The sequence below is a fragment of the Amycolatopsis sp. NPDC102389 genome, from assembly GCF_044765885.1.
GTDB lineage: Bacteria > Actinomycetota > Actinomycetes > Mycobacteriales > Pseudonocardiaceae > Amycolatopsis.
Genome location: NZ_JBIWKX010000003.1, coordinates 17197 through 40210 on the forward strand (window position 1 = coordinate 17197; position 23014 = coordinate 40210).

Here is a 23014-nt window from a genome sequence, read left to right on the forward strand (position 1 = left end):
CTAGTTCCCGACCGCGTACCGCAGGATCACTACTCCGTTCTCGAACGCGGTGGCCTCGATCGGCTTCAGGTCGCGCCGGTCTTCGAACAAGCGCGTCCCCTTGCCGCGCGACACCGGGCTGACCATCATCCGGAACTCGTCGACGAGACCGGCGTCCAGCAGCGACCGCATGAGCGTCAGGCTCCCCCACAGCCACAGGTCCTTGCCGGGCCGCTCCTTGAGTTCGCGGACGGTGGCAGCCGCGTCGCGGGTCACGGTCGCGGCGGGGAAGCCGCCCCACGGGGCGTCCTCCAGCTTGGACGAGGCGACGAACTTGGTGAGCCCGTTGACCTTCTCGCCGTATTCACCCTGCTCTTCGGCGTGAGGCCAGTAGTCCTTGGCCATGGCGTAGGTGTTCGCGCCCAGGATCATCGTGTCGACCGAATCGACGAGCCCCATCACGCTCGCCTTGAACGCCGGCTCGGTCTTCTCGGAGAACGGCTCTCCCGAGACGAAGCTCAGGCCGCCGTCCTCCTCCGCGACGATGCCGTCGACCGTGACCCATTGCTGAACGATGAGCTTGCGCATGTCCGTCCCTCCGGTTCGCGCGGCCGCTCCGGCCGCGATCGCCCCGGGGACGACACCGTCGCGCCGGTCTCGACATCGCGAGCCACACATTCGGGGAAGCTGTTACACACCTTGCTCCATCCGGCCGCATTTGGCCGGTTTCCCTGTCCTCTTCGGACCTTCACCGCGATGCTCTACGCGTTCGCTGGGGTTAACCCGAAGAGGGGATGGTCGATGGGCGGCCCGTTGCCGGGTGAAAGTGAAGTCAGCACGCCACAGGTACCGCGGCAGCGATCGGCGGTGAAGCTCACCCGGCAGGTGAGTTCGGGCCCGCGCCAGCTCCCGCCCGCGCCCGCGCATTTCACCAACCGCACCGCCGAACTCGCGTTGCTCGAAAAGCTGCTGACCCAGCACGACACCGACGGGCCGGTCGTCCAGCTGATCAGCGGTCAGGGCGGGATCGGGAAGACCGCGCTGGCCACCGCGTGGGGACGCCGGCTCGGTGACCGCTTCCCGGACGGGCACCTGTGGGCGGATCTCGGCGGGTTCAGTACCAACGGCCCGCTCTCGGCGAACGAAGCACTCGGCCGGTTCCTCCGCGCGCTGGGTGTTCCGCCGGAGGGGCTGCCCTCGGACGTCGAGGAGCTCACCGCCCTGTACCGCACGACGACCGCCGAGCGACCGTTGCTCGTGCTGCTCGACAACGCGGGATCGACCGAACAGGTGCTTCCGCTGCTGCCCGCCGGCGAAGGAAGCCTCGTGATCGTGACTTCGCGGCGGCGTCTGGGCAGGCTCCAGACCGAACATCGCGCGCGGCTGGTCGAGCTGGCCCCGTTCGGTTCCGCGCACAGCGCCGAACTGCTGGGCCGCGCGGTCGGCGCGGAGCGGGTCGGTGCCGAAGCCGCACAAGCGCGCGACATCGCCGAGCTGTGCGGCGGCCTGCCGATCGCCCTCACCACGGTGAGCGCCAAGCTGGCCGGACGGCCGAAGATGTCGCTGGAGAAGATCGCCACCGAACTGGGGAAGGAATATCGTCGACTGGCCACGCTGTCGACGAAAGAGGCGCAATCGGTGGAAGCCAGCTTCAACCTCTCCTACGACGAGCTCCCCTCGGACGCGGCGGCGCTGTACGCGGCGCTCGGGCTTCATCCCGGCCCTGATTTCGGGGTCGGGGTGGCGGCCGCGTCGATCGCCGTCCGCGAGGAGGTCGCCGACGACCTGCTGGACCAGCTCGTCGACGTCGGCCTGTTGATCGACCGCGGCGACGACCGGTACACCTTCCACGATCTCGCGCGGCTGCACGCCAAGGAGAAGACGGCGGGCAACGAGTACGACCGCGACATCGCGGTGCGCCGCATGCTCGAGTGGTACCTCTTCGCCGCCTCGAAGGCCACCGCCGTGACGGTCCCCGACCAGGACCCCATCCCGTACCGCTACGAGTACCGGCCACCGACGGCGGTCTCGTTCGCGTCCCCCGACGAGGAACTCGCCTGGCTCGAACTGGAACGCGAGAACCTCATCGCGGCCGTCAAGACCGCCGAAACGTGGCAGCTGCCCGAACTCGGCTGGCAGCTCGCCGCCGCGATGTGGCCGCTCTTCCTGCTGCGCAAGCACTATCCGGATTTCCTGGAGGTGAGCCAGGCAGGCGTGCGCTGCGCGCGGGCTTGGGGCAACGCCTCCGCGGAGGCCCTGATGCACAACCGCTCCGGCGCCGCCTGCCGCGGCACCGGCCGGTACGACGAAGCCGTCTCGCACTACGAGGCGGGACGCGAAGCCGCGCGGAAGGCGGGCAACGAGGTCGTCGAGATCCGGTCGGTGGAAGGCCTCGGCCTGGTCGCGCTGGCACAGGGCAGGCTCGACGACGCGGTGAACTGGTTCACCGAAGACCACCGGTTGAGCGAACGCCAGAACCGGACGCACGACGTCGGACTCGCGCTGATCAACCTCGGCTCGACCCAGCTCCGGGCCGGTCGGCCCGAACCGGCGATCGAGCACCTCACCCGCGCTCGCGAGGCACTGGCCGCCGACCCGTACAACGTGGCCCGCGCCCGCACCGAGCTCGGCCGCGCCCTCACCGCGACCGGGGAGCTCGCGGCCGCGCGGACCGAACTCGAAGCGTCGCTCGCCACCATGGAGGCCAGCGGGTCGAGGTTCGAGGTGGCCAGGGCCTTGTCCGCGTTCGGTGAAGTCGCCGAAGCGGAAGGAAATCCCGACGAGGCCAGGCGGTACTACGACCGGGCGTTGCCCATCCTCGTCGGCCTCGGCCGCCCGGAGGCTGACGCTCTGCGCACGCGGCTGGAAGGGCTGTGACCCGACGGCACCGATCGGTAGGCGGCGACCGGGTGAACTCCCCGCTCTGAATAACTCAGCGTAGCTGCAAGTTGCACATTTGGGGGAGCATTGGGCCGAGAGAAGTGATTAGCCCGGGCGAATTCGTCACCGATTGATCGACGAATTCGGACAAGCGACGAACGGTCATTCGCCGTCGGCGAATGCACGTGCAGATGCCTTTCCCGGGTGAGTCACCGATACCGGTTCCAGCGGGCTCCGGTGCGTCCGTTCCGGAGATCGTTCAATCGTTTTCGCAGCTCATCCCGCACGCTGGGATGACTCCGGAGAATGGGAAGAACACTCGTGGTGAGCTTCAGTTCACGGATCGCGCGCAGTACCGAGTACCCGGACCACGTGGTGACGTCGAATCCGTACCGCTGCGCGAACACGCGATAGCGGGCCGGTGGATCACCGAACCGTTCATGGCCGACGGCGAGCGGGGTCAGATCCCATTCCGGCGGCCCGACACAGGAGGAATCGAAATCGCACAGCACCGGCCCGTCCGGTCCGGGGATCAGGTTCCCGGTGTGCGCGTCCCCGTGGACGAGGCCGCGGGGCAGGGGGAAGTCGAGGTCCGCTAGCGCGGCTTCGACCTCGGCGCAGCGTTCGAGCAGGAACCGGCGGTCGCCGTCGTCCAGCTCCTCCGCGTCCCAGACCCGGGCGCGGACGGCTGCGAACGGCGCCCATTCGGCGAGCCCCTCGGGCGGCGGGAGCGCGTGGACCCGGCGCAGCAGCACGGCTAGATCGGCCGCCTTCGGCTTACGACCCCCCGCCGGCACCTTCCACCAGACCGTCACGAGCTGTTCGCCGACCGGCAGCGGCTGGTCGAGGCCGGGAACGAGACGGATGGCGGGCACGTCGTGCCGTTCGAAATGCCGCGCGACCCGCACGACCGTGCCGACGCGATGCCGCAGGCGGGTGGAGCCGACGATGCGGACGACGAACGGCGCGCTCGCCAGCTCGTAGACGGCGTTGTTGGTGAACCTCAGCAGGCGGGCGCCTTCGGGGTCCACGCCCAGCAGATCGCACGTCCGCCCGAGGGCGTCGCGCAGGATGGCGGGGGTGAACCGGCCGCCCGGTCCGGTCGGCTCAGGCGGCGTAGAAGGAGTTGAGGCGGTCGGCGAGGTCACGGGCGTCGGCGTTGTTCCGGCGGCGTTCCGCCTCGACCTGCAGCGGTCGCATCCGGTCCTTCACCCGCTCCGACTTGATGCCCTCGGCACAGTCGATGGCCTTCGTGCCCACCTTGGCGCCGTGGTCGAGATCGCCTTCGAGCAGGTGGTTCGTGGCCAGGGCGCTGAGCATGAACGTCTTGCTGCGGGCCATGTCGTCGGTGTAGGACTCGACGGCCTTGGTCAGCGCGGGGATCGCGTACTTGGTGTGCTCGGCGTTCTTCTCGGCGAGCACGGTGTGCACGGTGCCGATCATGGCGTAGACGTCGGTCTCGGTGAAGAACTTGACCCAGGATTCGGCCTCGGCCAGATCGGCGCGGGCGAACTCGTCCTTGCTCCGGCCGAGCAGCTTCGTGGCCTGCTCTTCGTTGCCCATCATCGCGTAGGCCCACGCCTCGTTGGCGCAGAGCACGGCGACCGCCAGCTCGGAGCCCGATTCCTGGGCGGCGATCTGACCGAGCTGGAACAGCTTCAACGCGTCGTTCGGCGCGTCGTTGTGCAGGTAGACCCGGCCCATCCGGTACAGCACGTTGGCCACCAGCGGGTGGCTGTCGCCCTGTTTGGCCAGGTCCAGCGCGTTCGCGAAATGCCCGCGGGCGGAATCCATGAGGCCGGTGTCGAAGGAGGTCCAGCCTGCCAGGCTGTGCAGGTCGGCGAGGGCGACGTACAGGCGGTTCTTGACCATCTCGGTGCCGTTGGACTCGAGCATCTGCTGTCCCCAGGACAGCTGCGCGACCACGGCGTCGCGGCAGAAACCGCCGCCGTACTGGTAGTCGAGGGACCGGAGCGCTCTGGTCGCGGCTTCCACCTGGCGGACGTCGGTCATGCCGATGCGCCCGGGGGCGGGCGTCTTCGCGGGCCCCGCCGACCACGTACCCGATTCCGGACCGAACACCGCCGCACCCATCGTGACCTGGGCGGCGTGCGCGAGGAACCTCCGTCGCTTCACGGACTCGTCCTCCTCCGCCTGCTGGCCGTCGGCAGCGCCGACGACCTTTATCGCTGTCGCCTCGTCATAGGCGAGACCCATGTATCCCCGGGGGACACCAAGGCCGTCAGCGATGCGGGTGAGCACGTCGTACGCCATCACCTGGCGACCCTTGAGGATCTCGGACACCTCGGACTGCGACTGGCCGGTCATCGCGGCGATCTGACGCTGCGAAACACCGTGCTTGCGCAACAGCCGGTACACGGAGGAGATCTCCCGTGTGGCCAGTGCGGCTCGCATCTCCGGCTGCTCCCAGGCATCCGGCGGCACGGGGTGACTCTGGCGGCCCGAAGCACCTGAAGCGTCCGAGCCGGCGACAGCGCCGCCACCGATACTGGCGTCCATTGCGCCCCCTCACAGTTCCGTTGGGGTCGAGAAACAGCGTAGGCACACCTATTCAACCGTGCGAAACACCGGATCGCCCGTCGTGATCGGCCCGGCAGAAGTCGTTTGACCGCTTACCGTGAAACCTCGTCCGGTCACCGCTATGACGGCGGTTCGACCTTCTATCGCACTCGGTTTCACATCACTGTAGTTGTCAGATCTCCGTGACCGACCGGCCACCGGCCGCGATCACAGAGAGCTACCAAGTCTCCGAACCCCCTAAAGGTGCGGACACGCGGATACGAAGACGACGTGGAACGAGAGAGCGGAGAAGAGCCAGTGGAGTTCGTGGACTCGATCGCAACAGGCTCCATCACCGCGGGACGGCCCGGTATGGCCACGCGCCACCTGCGTGCGGCCGGCCCCGCCGGTCAGCAGACGGTCGCCGTCGCCCCCGGCGCCAACCGTCCGGTCTCCCCTTCCGCCCCGGTCGACCCCCGTACCGCGAGTGTGCGCCGTTACGAAGGCGGACAGCTGGTCTGGCGGGTGCAGTGCGGCGATCTCATCAGCCGCGAACGCGCCGTGACCGTGTTCGTCGAAGACAACCAGGTGGTTCTCGTCTCGCCGCCAGGAGAGACCGCGCGCCTGACGTCCGGCCAGCTCGGGCAGCTCAGGGCAGCGCTCAACGAAGCCGCCAAGATGGCGGAAAGGTAACGGTGAGTTCTCCGTGGATCAGGTCCTAGGGCAAGTCCTCCGCAACGCGGTTTGGGAACGCCTCGACATGCTCTCCGATCTCGCGAACCGGGCCGACGCGCAGTCGCTCGTATCGGTCGCCCGCTCGGAGCTCCCCCGGCTCGCCGAAGGCTGGCGCGCGATGCTCCAGGCGCACGAGCCCGACGAGCGCGGGGACTGCCCCACCTGCTCGACCCGGTGGCACAAGTGCAAGGCCCCCTGCTCGGTATGGCAGGTCGCGCACGAGCACCTGGTCGCCGGCGGCCTCGCCCCCCAGCAGACCGCGGCCACCCAGGTCCACCGGCGCCGTGTTCCCGGGCAGACCAGGGTGAGTGCGGCCGAAACCACCGGCAGGCACGCGCTGGTCAACCCGCGTCGTGCCGCCATCGGCGGCGTGCACGCTTAGAAAGCCGGGCGAGTGAACGGCGGTCCGAGCGCCCCCTCGGCAACCACGCCACGATCTCGCCTTCGCCGGCAGCGGCTCGCGCGTACCCCCGAACGTCACGAGCCGCTCTCGGTAATCATCCCGGTCCCCACCGCGATTAATCGAAAATTCTCGGCAGAACACCTAGCGAAGGCAGTAATCGGTCGCTAGGTTGATGATCACAAACGCAGCGCGATATCCGTCCCCGAGGTCCGCGCTGCCATCCCCCGAACCCCGCGGGCCGGTGCCGTTGCACTCCCCTCCCCCGACCGGCACCGGTCCGCGGTCTCCAATCTTCTAGCGGACACCCTTCACCCGCGTGACCAGCACCGCGGCGATGACGGTGGACAGCGCCGAAGCCGCGAAGAGGCTCGAATATCCGCCCAGGTAGGCCAGGATCGGCGCGGTCAGCATCGGCGCCACCACCTGCGGCAGCGAGTTCGCGATGTTGATGACGCCGAGGTCCTTCGCCCGGTCCTGCGCGGTGGGCAGCACCTGCGTGAGCATCGCCAGCGCGACGGCCATGTACGCGCCGAAACCGACGCCCAGCAATGGTGACGCCGCGAGCGCGGCCGTCCAGTTCTGCCAGACGACCAGCAGCAGGGCGGCGACGGCCATCACCGCCGACGCCGCGAGGACGTACGGCTTCCGGCGTCCCGACTTGTCGGAGAAGTGCCCGGCGATGAGCGCGCCGACGATGAGCGCGGCACCGTAGAGGCCCATCATGATCAGCAGCCCGGTGTCCGGGTCTTCGTAGTGCACCGCGTCCTTGAGGAAGAACAGCAAGTACAGCGTCCCGAAGGCGTTGCCGAGGTTGATCATGAAGTGGCAGCCCCACGCCCAGGCGAAGTCCGGATGCCGGCGCGGGGAGATCCACAGGTTCGCGAGCACGTCCCTGGTCCGGGCGGACGGCCGGAACGCGACCGGCAGCCGCGCGTCCGGCGTGCGCAGGACGAACGCCGCCGCGCCCGCCAGCACGATGGCCGCGCACACCGCGTATCCCAGCGGGAGACCGGCGAGGTCGAGCATCACCACGACCACCACCGCGCCGAGCACGGTCCCGAGCATCTGGGCGATGCCGACCAGCCCGCCGACCTGCGCGCGCTGGGGTACGGGCACCCGGTCGGCGATGGCCGACACCAGCATCGCGAGCATTCCGTTCAGTCCCGCCTGGACCAGGCACCAGCCGAGCACCATGACCGCGACGTTCGGCGCGAACGCGAGGACGAGGAGTCCGGCGGCGGCGACCGCCGCGCCGGCCGCCGTCCACGGATGACGGCGGCCCCTCGCGGAACAGGTCCGGTCGGAGAGCAGGCCGACGGCCGGGTTGGCGATCAGCGCGACGACCGCGCCGACGCCGGTGACCACGCTGAACACGGCTTCCTTGTTGGCGGCGTCCAGTAGTTCGGCCTGTTTCGGCAGCAGGACCTGGATCGGCGCGTAGACCCCTAGCCAGAGCGCGATGTTCGCGAAGAACAGCAGGCTCATCCACCCCGCGCGGACCCGGGCGACCGGCTCGGCGAGCGCCTCGGGCACTTCCCGGACCTCACTCATGGCGGATCAGTTCCCGGTACCAGCCGAAGGAGTCCTTCGGCGTGCGCTTCTGCGTCTCGTAGTCGATGTGCACCAGGCCGAAGCGCGGCTGGTAGCCCTTCGACCATTCGAAGTTGTCCATCAGCGACCAGACGAAGTACCCGCGGATGTCGACCCCGGCGTCCATCGCCTCGCGCACGGCGACCAGGTGGCTGTCGAGGAAGTCGATGCGTTCCTGGTCGTGGACGTGCCCGTCTTCGGCGACGACGTCGTCGAAGCTGCACCCGTTTTCGGTGATGTACACGGGCGGGAGGTGCTCTCGGTAGCGCTCGTGGAAGCCGACGAGCAGATCGCGCAGGCCGTGCGGAACGATCGGGGAATCGTTGGTGGTCATGGGATATCCCTCGATCGCCCTAAGCTCGAAGGGCAGTGGATTGCCTTCGCCGGGCGCGGCGACGCCTTGCGGCTCGTAGTAGTTCACCCCGTAGAAGTCGAGCGGCTGCGCGATGGTCGGCAGATCCTCGGCGAAACCCGCGGGCAGATGCTCGACGACTTGTTCGGGATAACGGCCGAGCAGCACCGGATCCGCGTAAGTGCGATTGATGAGAGCGTCGATCCATTCGCCCGCGGCCTGGTCTTCCGGCGAATCGGAGGCGGGCCAGATCGGTGAATGATTGTTGGCCGTGCCGACGTTCCGGGCGCCGGCCGCGCGGAGGGCTTGGACCGCGAGACCGTGCGCGAGATTCTGGTAGTGCGCGGTGGGCAGGGCGTCGAGCAGGAGCGTCTTGCCGGGCGCGTACTCGCCGATCGCGTAGCCGAAGATCGACATGACCATGGGCTCGTTGAGCGGAATCCACATTTTCACCCGATCGGAGAACCGCTCGCCCACGATGGCGGCGTACTCCCCGAACCGTTCGGCGGTGTCGCGAGCGAGCCAGCCGCCCTTGTCCTCGAGGGCCTGCGGGAGGTCCCAATGGAAGAGCGTCCCGGCCGGCGCGATCCCGGCGGCGCAGACCTCGTCGAGCAATTTGTCATAGAAGGCAAGACCTTCGGCGTTCGGCTTGCCGTCGCCGTCGGGCTGGATCCTGGGCCAGGCGAAGGACATGCGGTAGGCGCCGACGCCGAGTTCGGCCATCAGCGCGATGTCCTCGGAGTAGCGGTGGAAGTGATCGGCCGCTACCTTGGCGTGCTCAGCCCGCGCGATCTTTCCCTCCGTTTCGGTGAACGTGTCCCAAATGGACTGTCCCCGGCCGCCTTCCCCGGTCGCCCCCTCGATCTGGAAGGCGGAGGTCGATACACCCCACAGGAATTCGGACGGGAAGGTCGGATTCTCCACCGGCGGCACACCTTTCCTCTTCAGACTCGGCCGAACATGAAAAGTTCTCAGATACTATGCCTTCACTCGACCGGGGGGAACCCTGTCGGCACGATAAAGTCGCAGATCAGCGAAGGAGGAGCCCGAGTGTCCGACATCCAGGCCGCGAAACCGCAAGCGGAGACCACTCCGCTCCGGCGGCAGCCCGTCCAGCAGCGCAGCGCCAAGCGGGTGGAGCAGATGCTCGACGCCAGCGCCCACCTGATCGACGAACTCGGTTACGACGCATTGACGACCACGCTGATCGCGAAGCGCGCCGGAGTGGCCGTCGGTTCGCTGTACCAGTTCTTCCCCGACAAGCGGGCCGTGGTGCAGGCGCTGACGCAGCGGAACCTCGAACGGTTCGTCGCCTCGGTGTCGGAAACCCTGAACGAGCTCGCGCCCGAGCACTGGTGGGACATCGTGGACTCGATCCTCGACATCTATCTCGCCATGCACCGCGAGGTTCCCGGCTTCTCGAAGGTCCACTTCGGTGACGTCGTGGACAGGCAGCTCCTGGACGAGACCCGCGACAACAACGCGGTCATCGTCGACGCGCTCACCGACGTGCTTTCCGCGCGGATCCAGTCGCCGCCGGACGACATCCGGTTCGCGCTGACGATCGCGAACGAGACCGCCGACGCTTTGCTCAAGCTGGCGTTCCGCCGTGACCCGCGCGGGGACGAGCGGATCGTGGCGGAGGCGAAGTCGGTGGTGAAGGGGTATCTGGCGAGCAAGTTCGGGGAGGCCTGAGGTCTCCTTCGCTGGCTGACGCTCGCTCGGTCGCGCTGCTCGGGGCTGAAGGACGCTTTCCCCGCGTCTGATGCGGCGAAGGACGCCTTCGGCCCAGGTCCGTCCATTATGGACCCGAAGCCGCCCCGCGAGACGTCGCGAAGGTGCCCGTCGAGACGCTCAACATCCCGACGGGCACCTTCGCGTCACCGGTGGATCCCCCTTGCTCCATTCGTGTCCACCGACGCCCGGACCCCACGCACCACCAGTCACACAACCCCCAGGAACCACGCCCACGTAGCCCGTGACCTGGCCTTACCGACTTATCCACACAACTTGTCCACACCCACCCACAGTTGTGGACAACCCGGCCCCTCACTCGCCGGATCCCCGCTCCCCGACACCCCCTCCCGATACGCTGGTGCGGGGCGCGCCCCCCAGGGATGGGTGGGGGGTGGGGTCGCGCGGGTCAGCCGAAGTTTTGGGCTTCGCCTCGGTAAGTGGGGACGGTCCGGTCGACCCGGTCGCCGACGACGACGTGGTAGTGCGTGAAGCGTTCGGCGAGTTCGCCGGCCTTCGCGTGGCGCAGCCAGACGCGGTCGCCGAGCCGCAGGTGGCGGGCCGCCTCGCCGGCGACGGGGGTCTGGACTTCGCCCGCGCCCTCGAATCCGAGCAGCGAGAGACCTTCGGGCAGGTAAGGCCTCGGGAGCCGTGAAGACTCCGCGGGGCCCGAAGCGATGTAGCCGCCGGAGAACAGCGTCGCGACCTTCGGCGCCGGGCGGCGGACGACGGGGAGCGCGAACATCGCGGCCGGGCGCGGCGAAAAGTGCGCGTAGCCGTCGAAGAGCGTCGGCCCGATCAAGCCCGAGCCCGCCGCGATCTCGGTGACGGCCGCTTCGGCGCCGGTCGATTCGACGCTGCCGCTGCCGCCGCCGTTGACGAACTCCAGATCCGCCAGCGCACGGACGGCGCGAACCGCGGCCGCGCGGCGTTTCGCGATTTCCACAATGGACTTTCGCTGCATCCAGCCGATGACGGAGTTCTTGACCCCGCTGCCCGCGGCGTCGCCGAGCCCGGCGATCTGACCTTCGTACGCCATCATCCCGACGAGCCGGAAACCCTTGCGGGACAAGATGGTCCGCGCCAGATCCGCGGCCTGGCGCGGGCTGAACACCGGCGAGCGCCGGGTGCCGATGTGCACGCCGGGCAGCGGCCGCCACGAAGCGTCGAGCTCCAGGCAGACGCGGATTTCGGGATGCCCCTGCCCCAGCGCGGCGTCGACCAGGTCGAGATGTTCGGGCGAGTCGACCATGATCGAGATCGCCGCCCGCGCGCGGTCGTTCGCCGCCAGCCGCCGCAGCGCGCCGTGGTCGGCGGTCGGGTACGCCACCACGATGTCGTCGGACGTCCCCTGCTCGACATGCCAGACGGCTTCGGCGAGCGAGTAGCACATGAGGCCTTCGAAGCCGGGCCGCGCGAGAACCCGTTCGAGCAGATAGCGGCAGCGCACGGATTTGCTGACCACGCGGATCGGTTTGCCGCCTGCCCGCCGCAGCAGGTCGGCGCCGTTCGCGTCGAACGCATCCAAGTCGACAATCGCGAACGGAGGATCCAGGTCCTTCGTCGCCAAGTCGTACACCGTCGCACTGGTCACCCGAACTAAGGTACGACAGAAGGGCTTGAAACGCGAATACTATTCACTTACTGTTTCGGCACTCACAAGAGACGGTTAGGTGGGCGCATGACACGGTGGAGCAACTGGGCCGGCACCGCGACGGCGTCGCCGCTGCGGGTGCATCGGCCGCGTGACACGGACGCGATCGCCGAGGCGATCGGCCGGTCCGCCGCGGACGGACGGCGCCTGCGCCCGCTGGGCAGCGGCCATTCGTTCACCGCGATCGCCGCGGCGAATTCGGACGCCATGGACCTCACCGGCTGGACCGGCATCGCGTCGGCCGACGTCGCGAAAGGCCTGGTCACGGTCCGTTCGGGCACCACGCTCAAGCATCTCAACGCCGAACTCGACGCGCTGGGCCTGGCGATGACCAACCTCGGCGACATCGACGCGCAGACCGTCGCGGGCGCGATCTCCACCGGCACCCACGGCACCGGCGCCCGGCTCGGCGGGATCGCCACCCAGATCGCCGAGCTCGAACTCGTGCTCGCCGACGGCACCGTGGTCACCTGTTCGGCGGACGAACGCCCCGACCTCTTCGCCGCGGCGAGGGTCGGGCTCGGCGCGCTCGGCGTCATCAGCACGGTCACCCTGCAGTGTGAACCGTCGTTCCTGCTCTCCGCCCAGGAGCGGCCGGAACCACTCGAACAGGTCCTCGAAGGCTTCGACCAGTTCGCCGACGAGAACGATCACTTCGAGTTCTACTGGTTCCCCTACGGCAAGAACGCCCTGGTCAAACGCAACAACCGGCTTCCGGCCGGCAGCGAACACCGGCCGCTGGGCAAGCTGAAGGAATTCGTCGACTACGAGGTCACGGAGAACGTCGCGTTCGGCGGCCTGTGCCGTCTCGGCCGCGCGGTGCCGAAACTCGTCCAGCCGCTCGGCCGGTTCGCCTCGAACATCCTCTCCGCCCGCGAGTACAGCGACACGTCGCATCGCGTCTTCGTGACCCATCGCGGCGTGCGGTTCGTCGAGTCGGAGTTCGCGATCCCCCGCGAAGCACTGCACGACGTCTTCGCCGAACTCCGCGCGTTCGTCCCGAAGCTGGAGAACCCGGTCGCGTTCCCGGTCGAGGTGCGCGTCGCCGCCGCGGACGACATCTGGCTGTCGACCGCGAACGGCCGCGACTCCGCCTACATCGCGATCCACCAGTTCGTCGGCATGCCCTATCGCGAGTACTTCGCCGGCTTCGCGTCGATCGTCGGTGAGGTCGGCGGCCGCCCGCATTGGGGCAAGATGCACGACCTCGACGCCGCGACCCTGCGCTCGCGGTACCCGCGCTTCGACGACTTCCTGCGGGTCCGCAAGGAGGTGGACCCGGCCGGGGTCTTCACGAACACCTACCTCGACCGGGTCCTCGGCACCGTCTAAGCGGTTTCGAACAGCGCGCTGACCGATTCCCCGTTGTGGATCCGGCGCATCGCCTCCGCCAGTGCGGGCGCGATCGACAGGACCCGCAGCTTCGGGCTCTGCTCCTCCGGCGGGATCGGCACCGTGTTCGTGCAGACGACCTCCAGCACGTCGGGCTGGCTGCCGATCCGATCGAGCGCGCCGCTGGAGAAAAGGCCGTGCGTGCAGGCGACGCGGATCGAGCGCGGCTTCAGCTCCCGGAGCTTGCCGAGCAGCTCGATCACCGTGCTGCCCTTGGCGATCTCGTCGTCGAGGACGATCACGTCGCGGCCGGTGATCTCACCGATCACCGAGCTGATCTCGACCCTGTCGTCGGCGAAGCGCTGCTTCGCGCCAGCCGCGACCTGGACGCCGAGCAGCCGGGCGAAATGCGCGGCCTCCTTGGCGTTGCCGAGATCCGGCGAGACGACGGTGGTGGCGGAAAGGTCGTACTGGCGGAAGTGCTTCGCCAGTTCCTGCAACGCGTGCAGGTGATCGACCGGAACGCTGAAGAACCCGTGCACCTGCGGCGAATGCAGTGTCATCGCGAGGACGCGATCGGCGCCGGCGGTCGCCATCAGGTCGGCGACGAGACGGCCGCCGATCGAGATCCGCGGCGCGTCCTTCTTGTCAGACCGGGCGTACGAGTAGTGCGGCATGACGACGGTGATCCGCTTCGCCGACGCGCCCCGCGCGGCGTCCAGCATCAGCAGCAGTTCGACGAGATGTTCCTGCACCGGCCGCACCAACGGCTGGATCAGGAAGACGTCGCGCTCGCGGCAGTTCGCTTCGAGCTGGACTTCGAGACAGTCGTTGGCGAACCGCTGCACCTTCACGGGATGCAGGGGAACACCGAGATGGGCGCAGATCTCTTCGGCGAGCTCGGGATGTGCGCTGCCACTGAAGACCGCGATGTCCTCGCGCAAGGACCTTCTCCGTTCAGTCAAAAGACGGATTACGTCCACACACTAGAGTTTCACAGAGCGGAAATGGCCTGAGAGATAGCAGTATCACCCGAGATCACGGTGAGGATGCGTCCCGCCGTCGACGGATTGTCGAGCAGGGCGACGAGGATCGCGGCGACGTCCTGACGGGGGATGGGGCCGCGCTCGGTGGATTCGGCGATCAGGACCTTGCCGGTGCCTTCGTCGTTGGTGAGCTGTCCCGGCCGCAGGATCGTCCAGTCGAGATCGCGGGCGCGGAGATCGTCTTCAGCCGCTTTCTTGGCTTTGAGGTAGATCCGGAAATCTTCCGGTACGTCCGCGGTCTCCCACACGTCGGCGTTGATGGAGCCGACCTGGATGTGCCGCCGGACGCCCGCCCGCTCGGAGGCCGCCGCGAAGAGTTCCGCGGCGGCTCTGTCCACAGTGTCCTTACGAGCCGTCCCACTGCCCGGCCCGGCGCCTGCCGCGAAGACGGCGGCGTCGGCACCGTCGAGCACCTTGGCGACGGCGTCCACATCGGACTTTTCCAGATCGAGGACGACCGCTTCGGCGCCGGCCGCCTCGAGATCGGCGACGTGGCCGGGGTTGCGCACGATCCCCACCGCCTGATCACCGCGTGCGGAGAGCAGTTTCTCCAGCTTCAGCGCGATTTGTCCGTGTCCACCCGCAATGACGACTCGCATACTGACGAGCCTAATGCGTTCAGTCCACTTCGGCAGGAAGCTCGGTCTCGCGCAGCAGCTGGTCGTAGACGATCTCGTTGACCAGGCGGGAGACCGGGTCCTCGTCGAGGATCATGCGCTCGCTGTGGCCCTCGAGATCGAGGTCGGCCACCGCGTTGGGGTCGGCGGTGACGATGCCGAGCCCGTAGGCGCGGGCACGCGGCAGGCAGTTGCCGACATAGTCTTCCGTCAGCACGGCAGGCGATGGGAGAACCATCGCGGCCTCGCCGTAACGTGCGAACGGAACCGCGGAGGCCATCGCGGTGCGCCAGTGCCGGGCGACCGCGAGGACGCCGATGATCTCGGCGGCCGGCGCGGGTGCGGTCGCGGCCAGCTCTGGCCATGTCCAGGTGTCGACGGTGGCGCGATCGACGACGGGACCCATGCCCATCGCGATGCGCTCCGCGTGCACGTCGGTGCGGAGCCGGGCGACCACGCAGATCTTGCGGCCGAGCACGGTGGTCTCCGGCAAGACGATGCCGTTCCAGCCGAGCAGGGCCGCCGCCTTGCGCGAAAGCTCCCCGACGCTCGCGGGCAGTTCGATCGGCGGCACCACCCGGCTCGGCAGTGACCGGCTGCGCTTCGCGCCACCGGCGACCGTCGAGCTCTCCATGTTCGGTGTAGCCGCCACGTTCCGCCTCCTTCGAACCTGGTTTCCCTAGGGCTCGTCATCCCCGTGCCACCTCGGTGGAAGCGGCACATGAACTGTCTAACAGGGCGGGGAGGCGGGGGCGCCGGACAACGGGAGTGGCTGCGATCGGCGGCGCCTTGTCATCGGTGACCGGTCGGTAGGCGGTCATCGGACTTCAGTCCGACCGTGCCGCCAACCGAGTGAGGGAGAGGTAAGTGGTGTTACCCGGTGTCTCCGAACGGTCACGGGCGACGAAGAAGGACGTTAGGCCATTCAGCCCAACGAATACTCATTCCACAGTGGACTTTCGCAGGTCAGGTCAGGTGATCGTCGCGGTACGAAGAAGTTCTTCGACGCCCGGCGTCCGCCACTCGTCCATCACCGCGATTTGCCTGTCCGCAAGGAACCAGATCCGCTGGGTCACTCGCGCCTCGCCGCTTCCGCCCGTCTGTCCACGGGGAACACACTGGATGGTCCACTCCTCGTAGGTCGCCGTCGCGCCGCCCACCGGTGCGGTCGCGGAAGCCGAGCGGACGGCGTCACCCTCTTGGCGGAGGTCCTTGCGCCCGGCGGCGTTGCAGGCCCGGCCGCCCGCGCTGCGCCGGTAGAACTCGCCGGGCCGGTACGGCGGCTGCTCGGCGGACTGCTGGGTGTTGTCGGTGATGAGGACGTACTTGCAGTTGAAGTACTTCTTGGGATCCGGGCAGCCCGGCGCGACGAGCACTTTCTCCAGCCCCTGCGAGACCACGGACCAGTCCTGCGGCAGATGCAGGGTGAGCGCGCCCGCCGAGACGTCGGTGACCCCCTGTGCGGGCGGGGCGGACGACGACGTGCCTTTGACCACCTTTCCGCTGGTCACGCCGTCGACGATGGCGGGATTCAGTAGATCGCCCACCTTGTCGTACGGCAGCGTGAGGTCCTGGACGCCGCAAGCGGTGGTGAAGCCGAGATCGGTCAGGTTGACCGTGACTTCGAGGGCCGTCGGGGCGAACGCGAGCCACACCTTCGGGTCTTCGGTGAGGTCCGCGGTCTGGAGCGGCCGGTACGGGAAAGTGGTGGTCGGGGCGCCGCACTGCTCCTTGTCTGGCCAGAGGAGCTCGGTCAGCTCCCGCAGTCCGTCGTCGGTGAACTTCCCGGGGGCGAACAGCTCGGCGGGGGTGAGCGCCTTGCCCTCTTTCAGGTCGATGGTCACCGCGGCGCGGCCGTAACTCCAGGTCGGATGCGGTTTGTTCTCGAGGTCGTGTGTGTAGCGCACCGAGAGATACCGCTCGTTCTGCGAGCGGATGTCGGCCTTCGTGAGGAGCTTGTACGGGCCGCGTTCCGGCTCCAGTTTGGCGGCGCCCGGACCGGTTTTGCGGTTCCAGTCGTCGATCGGCGCGGTCAGGGCGTCGTTGACGCGTTTCAGCCAGGCTTGATCGGGCGAGCCGGTCACCTCGGGATGGTCCCCGCTGTAGGGGATGTTCGTGCCGGGCACGGTTCCGGTCCGGGTCTTCATGGCGACCTTGAGCGCGACGGCCTGCTGAGTGGTCGGCGGAGACGGCGGCGGCGTGCTCGCGTCGGAGAAGACGACCACCGAACCGACCACGGCGGCCGTCGCCGCGACGACACCGACGGCGATCTTCAGCCCGAGCGCGATCCCGCCGGTCGACGCGGCCGTCGCTCCCGTCCCGGCGGCGGCGATCCCGGGCGCGGCCGCCGTACCGGCGCTGAGCAGGACCAACGGCGTCGCCGCGGCGAGCACGCCCGCCGCCTTCGCCAGCCGTGACCAGCCCTTGCGTTCCCATTCGTCGCCGTAACCGGCGCGGGCGACACGTTCCAGTTCGCTGACGAACATGAGCGCGTCGACCGGTCGTTTCGACGGGTCCTTCGCCATCCCCAGCGCGACGATCTCGTGCACCGGTTGGGGGACTTCGCCGAACGGGATGGGCGCGTGTTCGTGCAGCGTGCGCAGCACTTCGGTCTGTTCGGCCTCGTACGGCCGGTGCCCGGCGACGCACTGGAAGAACACGCAGGTCGCGGCGTAGACGTCGGTCGCGGGGGTGGCCTCCCCGCCCGACCACTGCTCGGGCGCCATGTACGCGGGCGTGCCGACGGACGGGCCGCGTTCACCCGACAGGACGGCCGTGCCGAAGTCGACCAGCTTGCTCTCGCCGGTGTCGGCGACGAGGACGTTGGCCGGTTTGTAGTCGCGGTGGACGACGTGGGCGGAGTGCGCCGCGGCCAGCCCGAGCAGCGAACCTTTCAGCACCGCGAGGGCGGCTTCGGGTTCGAGAGCGCCTTCGGCCTGGAGCACCGAACGCAGGGAGACACCGTTGATCGCCTCCATGACGATCGCCGCGCCCTGCGGCGTCTCGAAGAACTCGTACAGCTTCACGACGTTCGGGCTCGACACCCGGTGCAGCGCCAGCGCCTCCTGGCGGAACGCGTCGAGGTAGGCGGGCTCGGCGGCGAAGCGGGAGAAGAGGTACTTGATCGCGACGACGTGGCCGGTGTTGTCCTGGCGTGCGAGCACCACGCGGCCGAAGGTGCCCGTGCCCAGCTGCTCCAGCTCGGTGAAGCCGGGCAGTCTCCACTCGTCGTTCAGTTCCATCGGGCCTCTTCCAGGATCTTGTCGAGGCCTGGAGTGTTCCACTCGTCCACGATCACGAGCTGCGTTTTCGGCAGGAACCAGACCCGCTGGGTGACCGTACCGCCGCCGGAACACGTGAGTCGCCACTCTTCGTACGCGGCCCTCTTCGTCCCGACCGGGCGAAGCTCCTTCGTCTGCAGGACGGGTGACCCCTGGGTCTCGCCGGGCGCGCCGAGGGAGTGACACGGACGCGGGCCGTTGGATCGGTTGTACGGCTTGCCCGGTTCATACGCCGGGGTGGCCGGATCGACGCGCGAGTTGTCGCTGAAGACGACACCCGCGCAGTGGAACGGCTGCATCCCGCTGTTCGAGCACTGGTCGGCGGTCACCAGATAGCGCTCGATGGGGGCGCTGGAGAGCAGCCACCAGTGTTCCGGCGTGGTGATGGTGAAGGCGCCGACGTTGTCCTCTTTGGTGCGTTTGCCCTGCGTGCCGCCGTTGGCCAGGCCGAGCAGGTTCAGGACCGTGGGGCTCATCAGGTCGAGCAGGCGGGGATAGGCGATGGTGACCTCGGTCGGATCACAGACGCGCGGGTAGCCGAGCGCGGAACCGTAGACGTAGAACCGCATCCCGTCGGCGGTGGGCGCCGCCTGCACGATGGAGTCGTAGTCGAAGGTGTACCGCTCCGACATCGACGTCGCCGGGAGGTGCTCGGTCGAATTCCGCGCGCCGGCGAGGCAGTCGCCCGGTTTCACGGACTCGAGGAGCCGGTCTTCGAGCGTCCGCATGCGCGCGGAGGTGCCGTCGACGTTGTCGAAGAGGTGCGCGGTGGAGATCTGCTCGCCCTTGGTCAGGTCGATGACGATCGGGCGGACGCTGAACCCGCCGTGATTGCCGAACTGGGTGGAATCGATCGAGCGTTTGTAGACGACGGAGAGCAGCTTGTCGTCCTTGCGCAGCACTTCGGCCTCGGTCTTCATATGCGGGACGTCGCCGTCCGGTTCCCGCTGCGGCTGGTAGCTGTCGGGCCAGAAGTTCTCGAGCCAGCCGTCGATCGGCGCCATCAGCGCCTTGTTGACCCGCTCTTCGGCGGCCTTGTCCTTCAACCCGCTGATCCGGACGTACTTGCCGTTGTAGTCGAAGCCGTCGAACTTCTCGGTGCGCGTGAGGAGGTCGACCTGCATCGCGGCGACGGTCGTCGTTCGCGGCGGCGCTTCGTCGTCGCTGTTGGCGTTGACCACCACGACCGTCCCGACGGCGACCGCGGTGGCGGCGGCGACCGCTGCGGTCACCTTGAGGCCGATCGCGATCCCGCCACCGGTGGTGGCCGCGACACCGCCCGCCGCCCCGCCCGCGACGACCGGCGCGGCCGCGGTTCCCGCGCCGAGCAGGGCCAGCGGCGACAGCGCGACCAGGACACCGGCGCCCTTGGCGAGCCAATGCCAGCCGTTGCGCTCCCAGTCCTCGCCGTAGGCCTTCCTGGCGGACGACTCCAGCTCGGCGACGAACTCGGCCGCGCCCGACGGCCGCTGAGCGACGTCCTTCGCCATGCCGCGCGCGATGAGGTCGCGGACCGGCTCGGGGACCTCGCCGAACGGGATCGGGGCGTATTCGTGCAGCGTGCGGAGCACTTCGGTCTGCTCGGCCTCGTACGGCCGGTGCCCGGCGACGCACTGGAAGAACACGCAGGTCGCGGCGTAGACGTCGGTCGCGGGGGTGGCGACGCCGCCCGCCCACTGCTCGGGCGCCATGTACGCGGGCGTGCCCGCGGCGACCCCGGTCTGCCCGGCGAGCACGGCGATGCCGAAGTCGACGAGTTTGCTCTGCCCCTCCCGGGTGACCAGGACGTTGGCCGGTTTGTAGTCGCGGTGGACGGTGCCCGCGGCGTGCGCGCCGGCGAGACCGAGCAGTGAGCCCTTGAGGATGGCCAGCGCGGCTTCGGGTTCGAGCTTCTCCTGGCGGCCGAGGACCTCTTTCAGGGAGATTCCGTGAACGGCTTCCATGATGATCGCGGCCCCTTGCGGGGTCTCCACGAACTGGTGCAGACGGGCGATGTGGGGCCCCGAAACGCGGCTCAGGATCTGGGCCTCGTGGCGGAATTCGGCCAGGCGCTGAGGGTCCGCCGCGAACCTCGCGTACAGGTATTTGATGGCCACGACCTGCGCGGATTCGTCGTGCCGGGCCAGCACGACCCGTCCGAAACCGCCTTCGCCCAGCGACCCCATCTCGGTGAAACCCGGCAAGGCCCAGTCGTCCACAGATTCCTCCGCGATTCGCGATCGTGTCCCCTTGGAGGTGAGCTGCGCCGCAGCGGTTCCCCGCCTTCCGGGTTTAGGGTTACTCGTCGGTCACTTAGCCCGTTGCGATGGAGGAACGATGCGTTCGCCGAAGGATTTCTTCGCCCCGCTCGCCGTGGGGGCGCCGGAACCGCTCCGCCAGATCCCCGTGCCTCCTTCGCGGATGATCCACTTCTTCGATCCGAGCAACGAGAAAATGGCCGCCAAGGTCCCGGATCTTGCCAAGAAGGTCGACGTCCTGCTCGGCAATCTCGAAGACGCCGTGCGCGCCGACCGCAAGGAGGCCGCGCGGAACGGGCTCGTCTCCATCGCGAAGTCGACCGACTTCGGCAAGACGCAGCTGTGGACCCGCGTCAACAGCCTCGACTCGCCGTGGGTGCTCGACGACCTGATCACGCTGGTCACCGAGATCGGCGACGAACTCGACGTGATCATGGTGCCGAAGGTCGAGGGCGCGCAGGACATCCACTACGTCGACAGGCTGCTCGCGCAGCTCGAAGCGCGGGCGGGCCTGACGAAACCGCTGCTGGTGCACGCGATCCTGGAGACCGCCAGCGGCGTCGCGAACGTCGAGGAGATCGCCGGCGCGAGCCCCCGGATGCAGGGCATCTCGCTCGGCCCGGCCGACCTCGCCGCGAGCCGCCGGATGAAGACCACCCGGGTGGGTGGCGGGCACCCCGGTTACCTGGTGCGCACGGACCCGACCGGCGAAGACCTGAACGAGGGACGCACGACGTATCAGCAGGATCTGTGGCACTACACCGTCGCGCGGATGGTCGACGCCTGCGCGGCCAACGGGATCCTGCCGTACTACGGGCCGTTCGGCGACATCCGCGACGTCGTGGCCTGCGAGGACCAGTTCCGCAACGCGTTCCTGCTCGGCTGTGTGGGCGCCTGGAGCCTGCACCCGGTGCAGATCGACATCGCCAAGAAGGTGTTCTCGCCCTCGCCCGAGGACGTCGCGTGGGCACGGCGCGTGATCGCCGCGATGGGTGATGGCACCGGTGCGGTGATGATCGACGGGAAGATGCAGGACGACGCCTCGGTGAAGCAGTGCCGGGTGGTCGCCGAACTCGCGGACGCCCTCGCCGCGGACGATCCTGAACTCGCCGCAGCCTACGACGCCGCCACGAAGGAGATTTCCGAATGAACCCCCGGCGTTCCGTCCTCTACATGCCCGGTGCGAACGAAAGAGCGCTCGAAAAGGCCAAGACGCTGGACGCGGACGGGCTGATCCTCGACCTCGAAGACGCCGTCGCGCCCGACGCGAAGGAAGCCGCACGTGAACGCGTTTGCGCGGCCGCTTCGTCGAAGGAGTACGGCTCGCGCGAGGTGACCATCCGCGTCAACGGCCTCGACACCGAATGGCACGACGCCGACCTGCGTGCCGCCGCGCAGGCCGGCCCGGCCGCGATCGTGGTGCCGAAGGTGAACTCCGCCGCCGAAGTGCACAACATCGAGCGCGCGCTGGAACTCGGCGGCGCGCCGGACCACACGAAGATCTGGGCGATGGTCGAAACCCCGGTCGCGATGCTGCACGCCGAGGAGATCGCCGCGGCGTCGGAGCGGCTGACCGTGCTGGTCATGGGCACGAACGACCTGGCGAAGGAACTGCACGCCGAGTTCGTCCCCGGCCGCGCGCCGCTGCTGGGCGGGCTTTCCCTCGCGCTGCTGGCCGCGCGCGCGACCGGCAAGGCGATCCTCGACGGCGTCTACAACGACGTGAAGGACCTCGAAGGCTTCGAGGCGGAATGCCTGCAAGGGCGTCAGTTCGGCTTCGACGGCAAGACGCTGATCCACCCGGCACAGCTGGAGCCGTGCAACCGGATCTTCGCGCCGTCCGAGGAGGAGATCACGCGGTCGCGCAAGATCATCTCGGCGTTCGAGGAGGCACAGGCGGCCGGGCAGGGCGTCGTGACCGTGGACGGGCGGATGATCGAGAACCTGCACGTGGAGAACGCGCGGCGGATCTTGGCGCTGGCTGAAGCGATCGGCGGCTAGCAGGGGCGGGCGGCCAACAGCCGTGCGCACGAGCTGTTGGCCGCGATATAGGCGGCGACCTGGGGAGAGATGAGCGCGGCGAGATCCCGGACGTCTTTCCAGTGTTCGTGGACATCGAGAGCGAGTAGTGGCTCATGATGAGCGACGCGGTTCCGAAGTCTGTGCAGCCGCTCGACGTGCTTGTCGACGTCGCGGCGGTCAGTCCCGGCACGAAAACCCAGGTGCAGGTAGGGAACCCACAGCGGGTCGTGATGACGTCTGGCGGAAAGGTACCGCCAGAAACCGAAACTCAACTCGGCGATCACCTTCCCGGGCGACGGTGACACAGCCGGATCAGAGGGACGCCTGATCTTCGGAGTCGCGTTTTTGACGGCTTCGGCCAGCAGCCTTCGGCTTGTCTCATTGACGTCGTACCGCGTTCCGTTCGCCGCCTTCTGCCATCGCGACGGGAAGATCCTCGTCGCCTGAAAGACCCAATGTGTCCCTCCTACGGCAGCGTGGCCCAGTGCCCGGTCATAGGCGTTGCGGAGAGCCACTTCCAGGTGGGACAGGTCGTGATGGAACGCCGCGGATACAGCCGCGTTCCACTCGTACAACCGCATGGCCTGCTCCCGGTCCTGGTTCGCCGCTTGCAAGTAGACCGCGAACCTCGG

Annotated in this window: 19 protein-coding genes; 7 read left to right on the plus strand and 12 right to left on the minus strand. The window is 68.4% G+C overall.

Annotated features, from left to right (window positions below):
- On the minus strand, positions 1–567 hold the full coding sequence (locus ACIRGA_RS03770) for a dihydrofolate reductase family protein (RefSeq protein ID WP_400936235.1): 567 nt from the start codon (positions 565–567) through the stop codon (positions 1–3).
- 213 nt (positions 568–780) lie between these two features.
- Here ACIRGA_RS03770 and ACIRGA_RS03775 point away from each other — a divergent pair, with 213 nt between their 5' ends.
- Positions 781–2856 carry a tetratricopeptide repeat protein gene (locus ACIRGA_RS03775; protein WP_400936237.1) on the plus strand — a complete coding sequence of 692 codons (2076 nt, stop codon included), beginning with the start codon at positions 781–783 and terminating at the stop codon, positions 2854–2856.
- A gap of 212 nt (positions 2857–3068) precedes the next feature.
- Here the strand turns inward: ACIRGA_RS03775 and ACIRGA_RS03780 are convergent, their stop codons facing one another.
- Both ACIRGA_RS03780 and ACIRGA_RS03785 read right to left on the minus strand, forming a co-directional pair.
- A complete protein-coding gene (locus tag ACIRGA_RS03780) occupies positions 3069–4007 on the minus strand; it encodes a phosphotransferase family protein (protein ID WP_400936238.1) in 939 nt (312 codons plus the stop codon).
- Positions 3967–5379 carry a helix-turn-helix domain-containing protein gene (locus ACIRGA_RS03785; RefSeq protein ID WP_400936240.1) on the minus strand — a complete coding sequence of 471 codons (1413 nt, stop codon included), beginning with the start codon at positions 5377–5379 and terminating at the stop codon, positions 3967–3969. The genes ACIRGA_RS03780 and ACIRGA_RS03785 overlap by 41 nt, the downstream gene beginning before the upstream one ends.
- Positions 5380–5697: 318 nt before the next feature.
- On the opposite strand from ACIRGA_RS03785, the gene ACIRGA_RS03790 reads away from it, so the two are divergent.
- Positions 5698–6072, plus strand: coding sequence for a hypothetical protein (locus ACIRGA_RS03790; RefSeq protein WP_016330535.1), 375 nt, complete (start codon positions 5698–5700; stop codon positions 6070–6072).
- 13 nt (positions 6073–6085) lie between these two features.
- The gene (locus ACIRGA_RS03795; protein ID WP_400936243.1) at positions 6086–6496 is read left to right on the plus strand and encodes a hypothetical protein; all 411 of its coding nucleotides are present in this window, start codon (positions 6086–6088) and stop codon (positions 6494–6496) included.
- Positions 6497–6811: 315 nt separating this feature from the next.
- On the opposite strand, the gene ACIRGA_RS03800 is transcribed toward ACIRGA_RS03795, so the two are convergent.
- Complete coding sequence (locus ACIRGA_RS03800; protein WP_400936245.1) at positions 6812–8068, minus strand: MFS transporter; 1257 nt, start codon at positions 8066–8068, stop codon at positions 6812–6814.
- Positions 8061–9383: a GH1 family beta-glucosidase gene (locus ACIRGA_RS03805; protein WP_400936247.1), complete on the minus strand. Its 1323-nt coding sequence runs from the start codon at positions 9381–9383 to the stop codon at positions 8061–8063. Before ACIRGA_RS03805 ends, ACIRGA_RS03800 begins: the two co-directional genes overlap by 8 nt.
- Positions 9384–9509: 126 nt before the next feature.
- On the opposite strand from ACIRGA_RS03805, the gene ACIRGA_RS03810 reads away from it, so the two are divergent.
- Entirely contained in the window at positions 9510–10154 is a 645-nt protein-coding gene (locus ACIRGA_RS03810; protein WP_400936248.1) for a TetR/AcrR family transcriptional regulator, read from the plus strand.
- 448 nt (positions 10155–10602) lie between these two features.
- Here the strand turns inward: ACIRGA_RS03810 and ACIRGA_RS03815 are convergent, their stop codons facing one another.
- Entirely contained in the window at positions 10603–11787 is a 1185-nt protein-coding gene (locus tag ACIRGA_RS03815) for an amino acid deaminase/aldolase (protein ID WP_400936250.1), read from the minus strand.
- An 87-nt stretch (positions 11788–11874) separates the two neighbouring features.
- Between ACIRGA_RS03815 and ACIRGA_RS03820 the strand changes: the two genes are divergently transcribed.
- On the plus strand, positions 11875–13179 hold the full coding sequence (locus ACIRGA_RS03820) for a D-arabinono-1,4-lactone oxidase (protein ID WP_400936252.1): 1305 nt from the start codon (positions 11875–11877) through the stop codon (positions 13177–13179).
- Here ACIRGA_RS03820 and ACIRGA_RS03825 read toward each other — a convergent pair.
- The 5 genes from ACIRGA_RS03825 to ACIRGA_RS03845 all read right to left on the minus strand — a co-directional run bounded on the left by ACIRGA_RS03825 (position 13176) and on the right by ACIRGA_RS03845 (position 20321).
- Positions 13176–14123 carry a ribose-phosphate diphosphokinase gene (locus ACIRGA_RS03825; RefSeq protein WP_400936254.1) on the minus strand — a complete coding sequence of 316 codons (948 nt, stop codon included), beginning with the start codon at positions 14121–14123 and terminating at the stop codon, positions 13176–13178. The two genes, ACIRGA_RS03820 and ACIRGA_RS03825, sit on opposite strands and share 4 nt — an antisense overlap.
- Positions 14124–14173: 50 nt before the next feature.
- Positions 14174–14824 (minus strand): NAD(P)H-binding protein, encoded by a 651-nt coding sequence (locus tag ACIRGA_RS03830; protein ID WP_400936256.1) that lies wholly within the window; start codon positions 14822–14824, stop codon positions 14174–14176.
- Positions 14825–14843: 19 nt separating this feature from the next.
- The gene (locus ACIRGA_RS03835) at positions 14844–15494 is read right to left on the minus strand and encodes a hypothetical protein (RefSeq protein ID WP_395876830.1); all 651 of its coding nucleotides are present in this window, start codon (positions 15492–15494) and stop codon (positions 14844–14846) included.
- A gap of 319 nt (positions 15495–15813) precedes the next feature.
- Positions 15814–18084 (minus strand): serine/threonine-protein kinase, encoded by a 2271-nt coding sequence (locus ACIRGA_RS03840; RefSeq protein ID WP_400936258.1) that lies wholly within the window; start codon positions 18082–18084, stop codon positions 15814–15816.
- Positions 18075–20321 (minus strand): protein kinase, encoded by a 2247-nt coding sequence (locus ACIRGA_RS03845; RefSeq protein WP_400936260.1) that lies wholly within the window; start codon positions 20319–20321, stop codon positions 18075–18077. Before ACIRGA_RS03845 ends, ACIRGA_RS03840 begins: the two co-directional genes overlap by 10 nt.
- 118 nt (positions 20322–20439) lie before the next feature.
- On the opposite strand from ACIRGA_RS03845, the gene ACIRGA_RS03850 reads away from it, so the two are divergent.
- Together ACIRGA_RS03850 and ACIRGA_RS03855 are read left to right on the plus strand one after the other, a co-directional pair.
- Complete coding sequence (locus ACIRGA_RS03850) at positions 20440–21510, plus strand: HpcH/HpaI aldolase/citrate lyase family protein (RefSeq protein ID WP_400936262.1); 1071 nt, start codon at positions 20440–20442, stop codon at positions 21508–21510.
- Complete coding sequence (locus ACIRGA_RS03855; RefSeq protein WP_400936264.1) at positions 21507–22361, plus strand: HpcH/HpaI aldolase/citrate lyase family protein; 855 nt, start codon at positions 21507–21509, stop codon at positions 22359–22361. Before ACIRGA_RS03850 ends, ACIRGA_RS03855 begins: the two co-directional genes overlap by 4 nt.
- Here the strand turns inward: ACIRGA_RS03855 and ACIRGA_RS03860 are convergent.
- Positions 22358–22963: a hypothetical protein gene (locus ACIRGA_RS03860; RefSeq protein ID WP_400936265.1), complete on the minus strand. Its 606-nt coding sequence runs from the start codon at positions 22961–22963 to the stop codon at positions 22358–22360. The two genes, ACIRGA_RS03855 and ACIRGA_RS03860, sit on opposite strands and share 4 nt — an antisense overlap.
- Positions 22964–23014 lie beyond the last annotated feature (51 nt).